Origin of the sequence: Exiguobacterium undae DSM 14481 (genome assembly GCF_000620805.1) — a bacterium.
Lineage (GTDB): Bacteria > Bacillota > Bacilli > Exiguobacteriales > Exiguobacteriaceae > Exiguobacterium_A > Exiguobacterium_A undae.
In genome coordinates, this window is record NZ_KK211187.1 from 225804 (window position 1) to 238206 (window position 12403).

General features: G+C 48.4%; 14 protein-coding genes. 2 read left to right on the forward strand and 12 right to left on the reverse strand.

Features of this window, described 5'->3' with window-relative positions; genetic code table 11:
- Positions 1–14: 14 nt before the first annotated feature.
- On the reverse strand, positions 15–1286 hold the full coding sequence (locus P397_RS0101840) for a purine/pyrimidine permease (protein ID WP_026831705.1): 1272 nt from the start codon (positions 1284–1286) through the stop codon (positions 15–17).
- A 162-nt stretch (positions 1287–1448) separates the two neighbouring features.
- On the opposite strand from P397_RS0101840, the gene P397_RS0101845 reads away from it, so the two are divergent.
- Positions 1449–2144, forward strand: a complete 696-nt coding sequence (locus P397_RS0101845; protein ID WP_028105442.1) for an alpha/beta hydrolase — start codon at positions 1449–1451, stop codon at positions 2142–2144.
- A 90-nt stretch (positions 2145–2234) separates the two neighbouring features.
- Here P397_RS0101845 and P397_RS0101850 read toward each other — a convergent pair whose 3' ends face one another.
- The 5 genes from P397_RS0101850 to P397_RS0101870 all read right to left on the reverse strand — a co-directional run bounded on the left by P397_RS0101850 (position 2235) and on the right by P397_RS0101870 (position 8248).
- Positions 2235–3170 (reverse strand): carbohydrate kinase family protein, encoded by a 936-nt coding sequence (locus P397_RS0101850; RefSeq protein WP_026831707.1) that lies wholly within the window; start codon positions 3168–3170, stop codon positions 2235–2237.
- On the reverse strand, positions 3157–4038 hold the full coding sequence (locus P397_RS0101855) for a PRD domain-containing protein (RefSeq protein ID WP_081775987.1): 882 nt from the start codon (positions 4036–4038) through the stop codon (positions 3157–3159). Before P397_RS0101855 ends, P397_RS0101850 begins: the two co-directional genes overlap by 14 nt.
- Before the next feature lie 78 nt (positions 4039–4116).
- Entirely contained in the window at positions 4117–5529 is a 1413-nt protein-coding gene (locus P397_RS0101860) for a sucrose-specific PTS transporter subunit IIBC (protein WP_026831709.1), read from the reverse strand.
- A 175-nt stretch (positions 5530–5704) separates the two neighbouring features.
- Positions 5705–6508 carry an endonuclease/exonuclease/phosphatase family protein gene (locus P397_RS0101865; RefSeq protein ID WP_028105443.1) on the reverse strand — a complete coding sequence of 268 codons (804 nt, stop codon included), beginning with the start codon at positions 6506–6508 and terminating at the stop codon, positions 5705–5707.
- Positions 6509–6592: 84 nt separating this feature from the next.
- Positions 6593–8248, reverse strand: coding sequence for a PTS transporter subunit IIBC (locus P397_RS0101870; RefSeq protein ID WP_028105444.1), 1656 nt, complete (start codon positions 8246–8248; stop codon positions 6593–6595).
- Between the two features lie 251 nt (positions 8249–8499).
- On the opposite strand from P397_RS0101870, the gene P397_RS0101875 reads away from it, so the two are divergent.
- A complete protein-coding gene (locus P397_RS0101875; RefSeq protein WP_028105445.1) occupies positions 8500–8784 on the forward strand; it encodes a helix-turn-helix domain-containing protein in 285 nt (94 codons plus the stop codon).
- Positions 8785–8834: 50 nt separating this feature from the next.
- On the opposite strand, the gene queF is transcribed toward P397_RS0101875, so the two are convergent.
- From queF to P397_RS0101905, 6 genes are all read right to left on the reverse strand, one after another.
- Positions 8835–9323, reverse strand: coding sequence for a preQ(1) synthase (gene queF / locus P397_RS0101880; RefSeq protein WP_012371770.1), 489 nt, complete (start codon positions 9321–9323; stop codon positions 8835–8837).
- Positions 9324–9334: 11 nt separating this feature from the next.
- Complete coding sequence (gene queE / locus P397_RS0101885; protein ID WP_035414008.1) at positions 9335–10051, reverse strand: 7-carboxy-7-deazaguanine synthase QueE; 717 nt, start codon at positions 10049–10051, stop codon at positions 9335–9337.
- Positions 10048–10503, reverse strand: coding sequence for a 6-carboxytetrahydropterin synthase QueD (queD, locus tag P397_RS0101890; protein ID WP_012371768.1), 456 nt, complete (start codon positions 10501–10503; stop codon positions 10048–10050). Before queD ends, queE begins: the two co-directional genes overlap by 4 nt.
- Positions 10500–11156, reverse strand: a complete 657-nt coding sequence (queC, locus tag P397_RS0101895; RefSeq protein WP_026831715.1) for a 7-cyano-7-deazaguanine synthase QueC — start codon at positions 11154–11156, stop codon at positions 10500–10502. The genes queD and queC overlap by 4 nt, the downstream gene beginning before the upstream one ends.
- Positions 11157–11323: 167 nt before the next feature.
- A complete protein-coding gene (bshB2, locus tag P397_RS0101900) occupies positions 11324–11980 on the reverse strand; it encodes a bacillithiol biosynthesis deacetylase BshB2 (RefSeq protein ID WP_028105447.1) in 657 nt (218 codons plus the stop codon).
- Entirely contained in the window at positions 11980–12345 is a 366-nt protein-coding gene (locus P397_RS0101905) for a YojF family protein (RefSeq protein ID WP_026831717.1), read from the reverse strand. Before P397_RS0101905 ends, bshB2 begins: the two co-directional genes overlap by 1 nt.
- Positions 12346–12403 lie beyond the last annotated feature (58 nt).

Below are 12403 nucleotides of genomic sequence, written 5' to 3' on the forward strand. Positions count from 1 at the left end.
CTCAGGGCGTTTTTTTAATCATTTGTCCGAATGTGACGCAACGATTCAGCGAGTAGTGCGACAAGTGTTCCGAGCACAAGACCGTTTGAGATCAGCGTCGTGACGAGGGGAGGTAAGTCAGCCGTCGCACCTTTTGGCAAGAGCAACGAGCCGATCCCGACGAGTAACGGAAGTCCGACCGTAATCATCGCCGTCTGTCGGTTCAGTTCCCTGGACGCTTCGGTGACACCGATGATTGCCATCCCGGCAACAATCGGGGCGACCATCGCATACCCGACAGCAACGGGAATTTTTGCAATCAGTCCGACGAACGGCGTGACGATGCTGAGGAATAAACAAATAATATTAGCGACCGCAAAGGCTCGACGGTCCGTATTATCCGTTGAAGCGATAAAACCGGCTGTTCCGGAAATCGCGACCGGACCGACCGTTCCGAACATTCCGGCGAAAATTTGCCCGATTCCGGCCGTAACGCCGGCAGTCGCGACTTGTCCTTTGACCTTCTCTCCGCGTTTCGCACTGATGATGCGTTCAATGACTTTAATGTTCGCCAGAACGTTTGTCATCAGTAACAACGAGATGATCAATGCGGTCGGAAGCAGGCTCCAGTCGAGATGAATGCCGCCAAACGGCATCAAATCGGGGAAGGTAAAGAATGGACCATCAAACGTCGGCATTTCGGCGCGTCCGATTAAGGCAAACATACTCCAGCCGACGAGTAAGGTAATCAATAACGCATATTGCCGCAATCGGTCACTGCGTTCGAGATAAAGCGAGACGATGACGGTCAAGATGGAGATGATGGCAGGGAGGACTTGAATCTTGCCGTCTTCGATGTTGAGCAACCCTTTCATGACAGACCCTGATAATTGAGCAGACAACAGTAGCATGTACACGCCGATGACTTGTGGTGTGAACAGCGGAACGAGTCGACGCAGGACACCGGTCAGGGTGAGAATGATACAGATGATGCCGCTGAGGATCAGCAGGAATCCAAGCGACTGCAGTGTCGTGGAATAACTGCCGTATAATGTGATGCCAATCGACGAGTAGAGGGCGAATACACCCCACCAGATCCCGGCAGGACCTTCCATGATCGGCAGACGGTGACCAAATAAAACTTGAATCAGACTTAAAATCGCAAAAACGAATAAACAACGTGAGAGGAAAGCGAGGGTATCCGCACTTGATAATTCAAATGAGGCAGCAATCGCGAGCGGCGGGGCAATGTTCGTACAAATGATAAATAAAAACCACTGAATCGTAGATACAACAGTACGTGGCAAAACAAATGATTCCCCTTTCGAATAACCGATACTTTTTTTATCTTAAACCAAATATTGAAAAAGAGATAGATACGCTTACATTAACTGAAAATTCAAAACTTAATTTTCATATGTGATGTATCACACTGTAAGGGGTAGAAGAAAGAGAGGGGAGAGATGAAGATGAAGAAATGGATCAAACGAATCGGAATCGGTCTCGCAAGTCTTCTAGCCATCATCATCGTCGTATTTATGGTGTGGGCACAGTTCGATTATGGACCGACCGCGGAAGCTAAAACGTATCTCGGAGAAAAAGTCGGACAAGGATATCAGTTTGGAGATCCGAAGAGCGAAACCGGCTTTATTTTTTATCAAGGTGCCAAAGTAGACCCTGCGGCGTACAGTTATATCGGGCAACAACTCGCGGAGAAAGGCCATTTTGTCACGATTCCGAAATTGCCGTTTAATATCGCTTTACTCAACGCCAATGAAGGATTATCAATCATAGATGATCATCCCGATGTCAAACGGTGGTACCTGATCGGTCACTCACTGGGAGGGAGCGCAGCATCGACGATATTAGACGAGAGTCCAAAGATTAAAGGCATCATTTTCCTCGCCTCCTATCCGATCGACGCCATTGATACGCCTTCATTGACGGTGTACGGTGGTCGTGACGGCGTCCTGCCGGTAAAGGATATTGAAGCAAGTAAAGCGGACGTTCGGTCTGACGCGACATTCCATCTGATTAAGGACGGAAATCATGCTAACTTCGGAATGTACGGAAAACAGAAGGGCGACAATTCAAGTCCGTTGAGCGCAAAAGAACAACAGGATGAAACGTTGACGGTCATCGAGGCGTTTCTGAAGGGTCAGTAAAAAGTGAAGTAATACAAACAAGGATGACAGAATTATAATTCTGTCATCCTTGTTGTGTGATATGGGAAAGTTGCCTGTGTCACGGCAGGGTTAATTTAATCGTCGTGACACTTCGTCAAGCGTCGGCAAGGCAGCCATGGCGCCTTTGACGGATGCCGCCAGTCCACCGGAAATCGCGGCGAACCGACCGATGTCCCGTAATTCTTCTTCACCCCAGTCAAACGAAAACGAGCGGATGGCACACTGATGCAGAAGTCCTGACATGAATGCGTCTCCAGCTCCTGTCGTATCGACGGCATCGACGGAAATCGCCTTGATTTCTGCCATGGAGCGGTCCGAGTAAAGAAGAGAACCTTCGGCCCCGCGTGTCACAGCGAGTAAGCGAATCGGATATTCGGCCAACAGTTCGGCCGCGCCTTCGTCGAGATTCGTCTGTCCCGTCAAAAAGGTCAGCTCTTCTTCGGCCAGCTTAACGATCTGCGCATCCGGTAAAACGGAACGAATCGTTGAACGGGCCGCCTCTAAATCAGACCATAAGGATTCGCGTAAGTTCGGATCGTAGGAAATCGGTACAGCATGTTCTTTCGCAATCTCGATGGCGCGACGTGTCGCCTCGACCGAGTCCCCGGAAATCAATGAAATCGATCCGATATGCAAAAGATCGGCATCTGCGAGTGAGGTGGGAATGTCTTTTTCATGAAAACTCATATCGGCGCGGTAACTGTTGATGAATTCAAATGACCGTTCACCATCGGCCGAGTTCGTGACGAGAACAAGACCGGTTTTATGCTCCGGATCAAAGACAAGATGGTCCGTCTTGACACCGTAGTGATGCAGCGTATCTTTAAGGAAATGGCCCATCGAATCATCACCGACAGAACCTAAAAAGTAACTGTCTGCACCGAGTCGTGCTAAACCAACCGCAACGTTTGCCGGGGCACCGCCCGGATTTTTTTGAAAGGTCAGGTTGTCTGTATCCAGTGGAATCAGATCAATTAATGCTTCTCCAAGACTATAAATTCTCATACGATTTGCTCCTTTCAAAATCAGGACGAATCCGTTCAACGTGAAGGGCCATATAGCCGACTTCCGAAATCGGGACCGTCGTCTGTAATTCCTGTTCGAGCCAAGCCGCCATGTTTTCGGCACAACGGAAGGCGTCGGTATAACGCGTTTGGACGGCAGACAAGATCACATCGTCCATATCGTGTAACGTTTGCCCCTGTTCAATCCGGGCCAAAACCAGTTTCATATGAGTGAAAAACCGATAATAGGTCATCGATGTTGTTTCAATCGTCTGCCCAAAAAAGGCTTCAATTTGTTCACGTAATTCATTTAATAAAGTAGCCGTTTGCAGGGCTGTAGCCATATTCGGATGCTGCTGACGGGCATTGTACAAGTGGAGTGCAATGTTCGCAGCCTCTTCTTTCGGTAAAGAAACAGCCAATTTCTTTTCGATGTGGGCTACGGACCATTCTCCAATCTGATACTCTGCGGTATAGAGCAATCGGATTTCTTCCGCCAATCGATTGTGAACGACTAATTCTTCCCGGGCGAGCCGGACGGCGTGGGCGAGGTGATCAGTCAGACTGACGTGAATGTAGTCATGAAAAGGTGTTTTCAGTTCTCCCTCTGCGTAGGAAATGATCTGCTCCGACAAATCGATGATATCAAGTGGTGTCGTCGTCAAGATTTCCTTGAACTGTTCTGCATTTTCAAAAGACGGAATAAACATTTTTTCGATTTTGGACGGATCGACGGGATCCTTCTTTTTTTTACCGAAAGCAATGCCTGGTCCCATGATGATTCGTTCTTGACCGTTTTCTTTTGTAACAATCGCATTGTTGTTGAGTACCTTATAGATGATCAGTCTGACTACCTCCTTTCTATTTATATTATACGGCTAATCCTTCAACTAAGAAAACTGACAAATGCGACCCGAAGAGGATTCTCAAAGGGTCGCATCGTTTAGTTAAGCAGCCAAATCTGTCTGTTTTTGTTTCCGTGCGTCAAGACGCATCAGGATGACAGTGGCGACGAAAGCAGTCGCTACGGCAATCGCAAAACCAACCAGATAGTTGATCAAGTTCGAGGCACCGAGTGGAGCGACGATTGCGATCATCGGAATGCCGGTTAATCCATAGGCGTTTGCTGCGACTTGTGTCAAGACGACATAGCCACCGCCGATGGCACCACCGATGGCGCCGCCGATAAATGGTTTACCGAGTCGCAGGTTCACACCGTAGATGACGGGTTCTGTGATACCGAGGAAAGCAGAAAACGCAGAAGGGAGTGCCAGTGCTTTCAGTTTGACGTTTTTCGTCATGAAGTAAACGGCAAGTCCGGCTCCACCTTGCGCGACGTTGGCCATCGACCAGATCGGGAGGAGGAAGTTTTTACCGATACTCTTATCTGCCAGCAAGCCGGCTTCAATCGCGTGGAAGCTGTGGTGCATCCCCGTAATGACGATCGTTGAGTACAGACCACCAAACAACAGTCCGGCAACGACGGAGAACTGTTCGTAGAAGAAGACAAGAATGAATGAGATCCCTTTTCCGAGCAACGTTCCGATTGGACCGATGACGATGAGGGCAAGGAAACCTGTCACAAGAATCGTGACGAATGGTGTGACGAGCAGATCCAGTGTTTCCGGTGTCCGCTTGCGCACTTGTTGTTCAATTTTGGCCATGACCCAAACTGTCAGGAGAACAGGGAAAACCGTTCCTTGATATCCAATCAATTCAATGTTCATCCCAAGGAAGTTCATCACTTCCGGTTCACTGTTTCCGAGTGTCCACGGGTTCAGCAACGACGGGTGTGTCATGATTCCACCGATGACGGCACCGAGGTACGGATTGGCGCCGAACTCGCGTGCTGCTGAGAAACCGATCAAGATCGGTAAGATGATGAAGGCAGAAGACGAGAACATATCCAGCAATTGAACGATTGCCGAGTCACCGCTGACCCAACCGAACGCTTTGATCATACCGAGCAGTCCCATCAACAAACCGGCTGCAACGATTGCCGGGATCAGCGGAACGAAGACGTTGGACAGGGAACGTGCGAGACGGGCAAAGGGATTCAGTTTTTGAGAAGCTGCTTTTTTTACATCAAGCGGTTCTTCTCCGTCGAGCTTCACACCAGCGAGTGGTGCGAATTCAGCAAAAACTTTATTAACCGTTCCCGTTCCAAAGATGATTTGGTATTGACCAGAACTGGAGAATGCCCCGCTGACACCATCCAAATCTTCGAGTGCCGCTTGATCGACTTTGGATTCATCGTGTAAAACGAGACGCAGGCGCGTCGCACAATGGGCGGCTGTGATGATGTTTTCTCGACCACCAACCAGTTCAAGGACACGTGCTGCAGTTTGCTTGTAATCCATGTTGAGTTCCTCCTTTAGGAAAGACGTGCGATGGCAACAGGCCACAAAAAAAGGCAAGACCGAACAACACCTTCACGAACGAGGTGTTGAATCGGTCTTGCCAGCCGTACTGTCACAATCCGCACTATTTACTTGTTGCCCTCATCATAATGAGAAAAGAAAGCGTTGTCAACAGTTAAATCGGTTCTTTTTGAATGGAAATATCGACTTCGACGCCAAAGTGATCGGAGACGACCGGTGCCAGGACACCGTCAAACACGACACCAACACGATCGACATCAATTTTTCGGTTCGACAAGACAAGGTCGAGCCGCAAGCCGTGTTGATTTTCTTCCCAACCGTCAATTTTTCCTTCGACCGTCTCGACACCGACGGTTTCCTGTGCCAACAAAAAGACATCGTGCAGTCCGCGCTGCACCATGTAGTCATAACCCGTTCCGCGTTCTAAGGCATCGTTGTTGAAATCGCCGAGGAACAGTGTCCATTCGAGGGGATCCATCCGTGCAATCAAGTGATTAAACTGTTCACTGAACGGTTCCTCCGCATCTTCCCACCACCCGAGATGACAGGAGTTGAACGTGATGTGTGTTCCATTGACATCAATCGTCGCCCGGACGATTTTCCGGGATTTCCAGTCCATCGTATCCTGACTCCGGCTGATGTAATAGGAATCAGATTTGATGATCGGATGTTTGGTCAAGAGGGCAAGACCTTCTTCGTAGGCATCATACCCGATATGCGAAAAATCCCAGACGAACGAATAGTCGAGACCTTGTTTACGCAATGCTTGTTGAATCAAGTAGACAAAATTATCTTCACGGACATTGTCATAGAGGATCGGTGTATCCATCAGCTGACTCACTTCCTGTAAAGCGATCACATCATAATCCTGCTGGATGATGTGCGTGACGATTTGATTTAATTTCTCAAGTTGTTGTTCTTCCTGCCATGAGTGGCAATTTAACGTAAGTAGTCGCATCTGCTGTTCCTCCTGATTTTCAATAAAGAAAGGTGAAACTCATGATGAGCTTCACCTTTTCTTATTTACCCTAATCCATTTGGTTTATGCGCCGATTCGATCCTGGATATCCGATTTCAGGACATCCGCTTTTGGACCGTAAATGGCTTGCACGCCATTATTTTTTAGGATAAGACCAAGTGCACCGTTTGACTTCCAATCGGACTCAGGTGCGACCAGGTTTGGATCTTTGACCGTGACGCGTAAACGTGTCATGCAGGCATCGACTTCCTCAATGTTCGCCGGACCACCAAGTAAACCGATGATTTGCGAAGCTTGTGACTGATCGGAAGTCGCAGCTGCTTCTGAAGTCGCTGCGGCACCGTCAGCTACCACTACGTCATCGAGGTAGTTTCCGTTCCGGCCTGGTGTAGCATAGTTGAACTTTTTAATAACGAAACGGAACGTAAAGAAGTTCAAGAAGAAGAAGAAGATACAGACACCGATGAAGCGAATCAAGTCACCGAGAAGTCCTGCTTTGGCGATCAGTGGAATACGCGTCAGCAACTCGATGGCCCCGAACGCATGAATCCGTAAATCCATCACGTCTGCAAGCGCAAACGCGACACCCGTCAAGACGGCATAAACGACGTAAAGAACAGGTGCGATGAACATGAACATGAACTCGATCGGCTCTGTAACACCTGTCAAGAAGACCGCAAGACCAGCAGATAAGAAAACAGGTTTGTAAGCTTTCTTTTTGTCTTCGTCAACCGACATATACATCGCAACGGCGACACCGATTAAAGAAGCAAGTGATGTGACGACTTGTCCTTCTTTGAAACGTGCTGGAACGACGCTGTTGATCAAATCATTGTAGCCCTGTGTATTGCCGGCTTGTTTTAAGTTGACGAGATCGGTGATCCAAGCCAGCCAGAGTGGATCTTGACCGGCAACGACTGAACCTTGTGCTGCACCGGTGAGAATTTTATACGTTCCGCCGAGTTCCGTATAGTTCATTGGAACCGTCAACATATGGTGAAGACCAAACGGCAGAAGAAGACGCTCGAGTGTTCCGTAGACGAATGGCGCAAGAATCGGTGCTGTATCACGCGATGTTGCAATCCAGCGTCCGAAGTCATTCAATAATCCTTGAACGAACGGCCAAACGAGTGACAGGACGAATGCGGCGACAACCGATCCACCGATGACGACGAACGGGACAAACCGTTTTCCGTTAAAGAAGGCTAACGCATCTGGTAATTTGCTGAAGTTATAAAATTTATTAAACAGTACGGCTCCAAGGAAACCGGAAATGATACCAACGAAAACCCCCATGTTCAGGGCAGGAGCACCGAGAACGGAAGTGAAATAATCTTTCACGACTAAGTCCGAACCTAACAACGAAGTGACGGTTGCTTTTGGATCCGCGAGCATAGCTGAGTTGACACCGAAGATGGCGCCTGTGACGCGGTTGACTAAAATAAAGGCAAGCAAGGCAGCGAATGCTCCGCCGGCTCGTTCTTTCGCCCACGATCCACCGATCGCGACCGCGAATAAGACGTGCAGGTTAGTAATGATCGCCCACCCTAAATCTTCAACGATTCTTGCAATCGTTTGCATTAGGGCGAGATCGCCGCCGTACATTCCGATCAGCTTGCCGATCGAGATCATGATTCCGGCTGCTGGCATGACTGCGATGACTACCATTAACGCTTTCCCTAGCTTTTGCCAGAAATCAAATGAAATCTTGTTTTTCATGTGGTCTCACTCCTCTATGTCTCTTTTCTCTGTCTGTTTAGTGCAATAATGTAAGCGATTAATGCAACCGTTTGCATTTAAAATTGTAAGCGATAACTTTTTAAAAAGCTAGTCTTTTTTTATGATTTTTTTAAAATTATATTTCATATCCTGAATATCATGAAGGGAAGGGGTGTTGAAAAAGGAAATTCGGGAATAAGTTAACAGGAACAAAAGCGGAGTGTGGTTTGCTTAGAAAAGGAGATTACATTATGAGCGAAACGATAAGTCCTCTCGAAAATTACGGGCAGCGGATTCGTACATTACGTGAGCGGCAAGAGATTAACTTGGAGCAATTGGCTGAGCTGACAGAAACGACACCGGAAATGATGGAACGGATTGAGCAGAGTATCGCACACCCGTCATTTTCGATGATTGAACGTTTGGCAAAAACACTTAACGTCCCCTATGACCATTTATTGCGGCATATCTGGCCGGCCCAAATGATTCGTCTACACGAACAAGGGGCAAAAATCATTGATTTACCGTCCAGTTGACCGGTTTAAAAAAGCCTCCACTGCCTAAGGCAATGGAGGCTTTTCGAGTCTTAACGATTGTCGATCGTTTCAGGGTAGAGATCGTGATTGAAGAGACGGTGTTCGGCCATCTGTTCATATTTCGTTCCCGGTTTACCGTAGTTGTAGTACGGATCGATCGAAATTCCGCCGCGTGGCGTGAACTTGCCCCAGACTTCGAGGTAACGGGGTTCCATCAATTTGACGAGATCTTTCCCGATGACGTTGATGCAGTTTTCGTGGAAATCACCGTGGTTACGGAAGCTGAACAAGTAGAGTTTTAATGATTTCGACTCCACCAATTTCTCGTCCGGAATATACGAGATATAAATGGTCGCAAAATCCGGCTGATTCGTAATCGGGCAAAGGCTTGTGAATTCCGGTGCGTTGAATTTAACGAAGTAATCGTTTTCCGGATGACGGTTCGGGAAGGCTTCAAGCACTTCCGGTTGGTATTCAAAAATGTAAGGGACGGACTTTTGACCAAGTAAAGACAAGTCGTTTAAATCTTCTGGACGCATAATTAATCTCCTTAGACGCCGCGATCGTTCGCAAAAACGAGGGCATGTAGTTGTGGGAGAACCCGTGCATGATTAAATCGTGCATCACCTGCAACGCGTTCCCATAAAGTTTTTAAATCAGACAACATCCGCGGGGCAATCGTACCTTCTTCCGCGGGATCGGGATTACCGAGCGATAAATAAAGGGTCTTCAAGGCATAGCGATCGGAAACGGCAGCGGCAAAATCAAGGTCCGCCTCATCAAAAATAACGATTTTGACGGCCCGTTGCTGCTCGGGTAACCGTTTGAAAAAGGCATCGAGACGGTCATAATCAACGGTCATACCGCTCGACGGTGGTTTCGGGCTGATCGTGACGTCTTCAATATCGAGGATCCAGTTTTGCCAGTAGGAACCTTGTGTTTCGACCGACATCGTAATGCCGCGGCTCTTCAAGGCATCAACAAGTGTCCCGATGGACGCGTGCAGTAACGGATTACCACCGGAAATCGTGACGTGACCGTAGGAGCCGAGAGCATCCAGCTGCGTGAGGATGTCTTCGGCTGTCATCAAATCCGGTTTCTCTGATCCGTCCCACGTAAAGGCTGAGTCGCACCAGGCACAAGAGTAATCACACCCACCGGTCCGGACGAACATCGTTTTTTGACCGATCGATCGTCCTTCTCCCTGAAAGGTTGGACCAAAGATTTCGAGTACAGGAATCTTCGGTGTTTTTTTCAGTTGACTCATGATTCAAGCATCCATTCCCGACGGACTTCCGCAAAAGCAGTTGGTGTTTCGTACAGTTTGACGAACTCGACACGCAAACCACGTTCGTCCGGCAAATGTTTTCCGAGCGTCTCAAAAATCCAGGCCGACATATTTTCAGCTGTCGTATTCATGTAAGGAAGCGATTCGTTCAAATACCGGTGATCGAGCAACGGTTCAAGGTGTTCTTTGAAAATCTTTTTCAAATCACCAAAGTCGAGTGTCATCCCGCGATGATCGAGAAATCCGCTGATTCCAAGATCAACATGGTACGTATGACCGTGTAAAGCCCGGCATTTTCCGTCGTAATCATACAGATGGTGCGCCGCATCAAACGTCAATTTTTTGACGATCATGACACGTGATTTTGTATAAATAAGCGAGTCGCCCGTCGGACGCTCGACTGTTTCGGGTGCTTCATAATTGAATTTCATGTATGTTGGACCTCCTCGATGTAGGCATCTAAGCCTTTTTTCCGTAATTCACATGCCGGGCAATCGCCGCAGCCGTCTCCGATGATTCCGTTGTAACACGTCAATGTCCGCTCGCGGACAAAATCAAATGCGCCAAGTGAATCAGCTAATGCCCATGTCTCTTTTTTGTCGAGCCACATGAGCGGAGTATGAATCACGAATGGATAATCCATCGCGAGGTTAAGGGTCACGTTCAGTGACTTGATGAAGGAATCACGACAGTCGGGATAACCGGAAAAGTCCGTTTCGCAAACACCGGTGATGATATGGCGAATTCCGCGTCCTTTTGCGAGGACAGCTGCGAAAGACAGGAACAAATGATTCCGGCCGTCTACAAACGTAGAAGGCAATCCGTCTTCATTCGTCGTGATCGATTGTGAGTGGTCAGTCAACGAATTACTTGTTAATTGACTGAGGAGCGAGAGGTCGAGCTCATGGTGTTTCACACCGAGTTCGGATGCAATCGTGCGGGCGACGTCAAGTTCTGCGGCATGACGCTGTCCATAGTTGAAGGTAACGACTTCAACCTGCGAATAATCGGCGAGTGCCTGAAACAGACAGGTCGTCGAATCTTGACCGCCACTGAAGACGACAAGAGCACGTTCATTTTTCATAATGTACACTTCCATTCCTAGTTTTTGTGACGGAGGAGGTTACGAACTCCGGAGACACAGTCTCAACTATTGACACTAGCAGAAGGTGTTCCAAAAGTCGACTGCTAATCCAAGATTTTGTCAGACAAAAAACACCCTCGAACTAAAAGTGTTCGAGGGTGGAAGAATTAAAGCGGATAATGGTAATACCGTTCTTTTACCAAGAGGTCGCGGATGTTCGAGTCTTCTGAGATGACTTTCATCAATCCACCGGTTTGTGAGGCGTGTGCCTGCAGGGCTTCGATTTTTTGCTCGGTATAGGCACTGACGTCATGGATAAACGTCCCTTCACCGAGTTCATCGCGCGTATTGTTGGCGAAGGCGACTGCTAAAAATTCAGGACGCTCGGCTTCTTCGATTGCGCGAAGAGCCCGGACGACGGCACGTGCCGTTGCTTCGTGATCCGGATGGACGGCATAACCCGGATAAAACGAAATCACCCGTGTTGGTCGGGTCTGTTCCATCAATTTGCCAATCCGTTTCGCAAGCATTGCTTCATCTTCAAATTCGACTGTCTTGTCGCGAAGTCCCCACATTTGTAAATCAGAAATCTTCATTTTTTCCGATGCCGCAATCAGTTCGCGTTTTCGGATCGTTGCGAGCTGTTCACGGTTCGTAAAGACAGGACGTCCCATGTTGCGTCCCATTTCTCCGAGTGTTAGACAGGCATACGTAACAGGTCCCCGATTTTCAGCATGCTCAATGATTGTTCCGGCTGAGCTGAATGCTTCATCATCCGGGTGAGGGAAGATGACAAGTAGATGATCTTGTTCGTTATAAGCCATCATTCTACCTCCTCTGCGCCCTGCGCGAATGGGGTCGGACTGAGTTCGAAGGCAATCGCAAGACGCCCTTCGATGTCATGACCGGCAATCAAAAGCTGATCTCCGGCGAACTCGTAATCCGTTAATCCTTCTCCGTACAACCAGCCGTGTGCCAGTTTCAAGCCGATCCGGTAGGGACCGTTTCCTGTAATCAGTCCACGTTCATACGTAATCTCGGCGTTGCGGAAAAACATGCCGGCACTGTGGAACGTCGGATCCTGATGGGTCGCATACGCGCCGTTCGTCGTCTCGACGTGAACGTACAGTGGTGTATTGGCATGCTTGTCGATATAGTCTTGTACAGCGGTTAAATCAAGTGCTTGCATGGTGTATCCCCTTCCTATACAGAAAGAAGTCCGCGATCGTTGCGCGGACTTCTTGAGC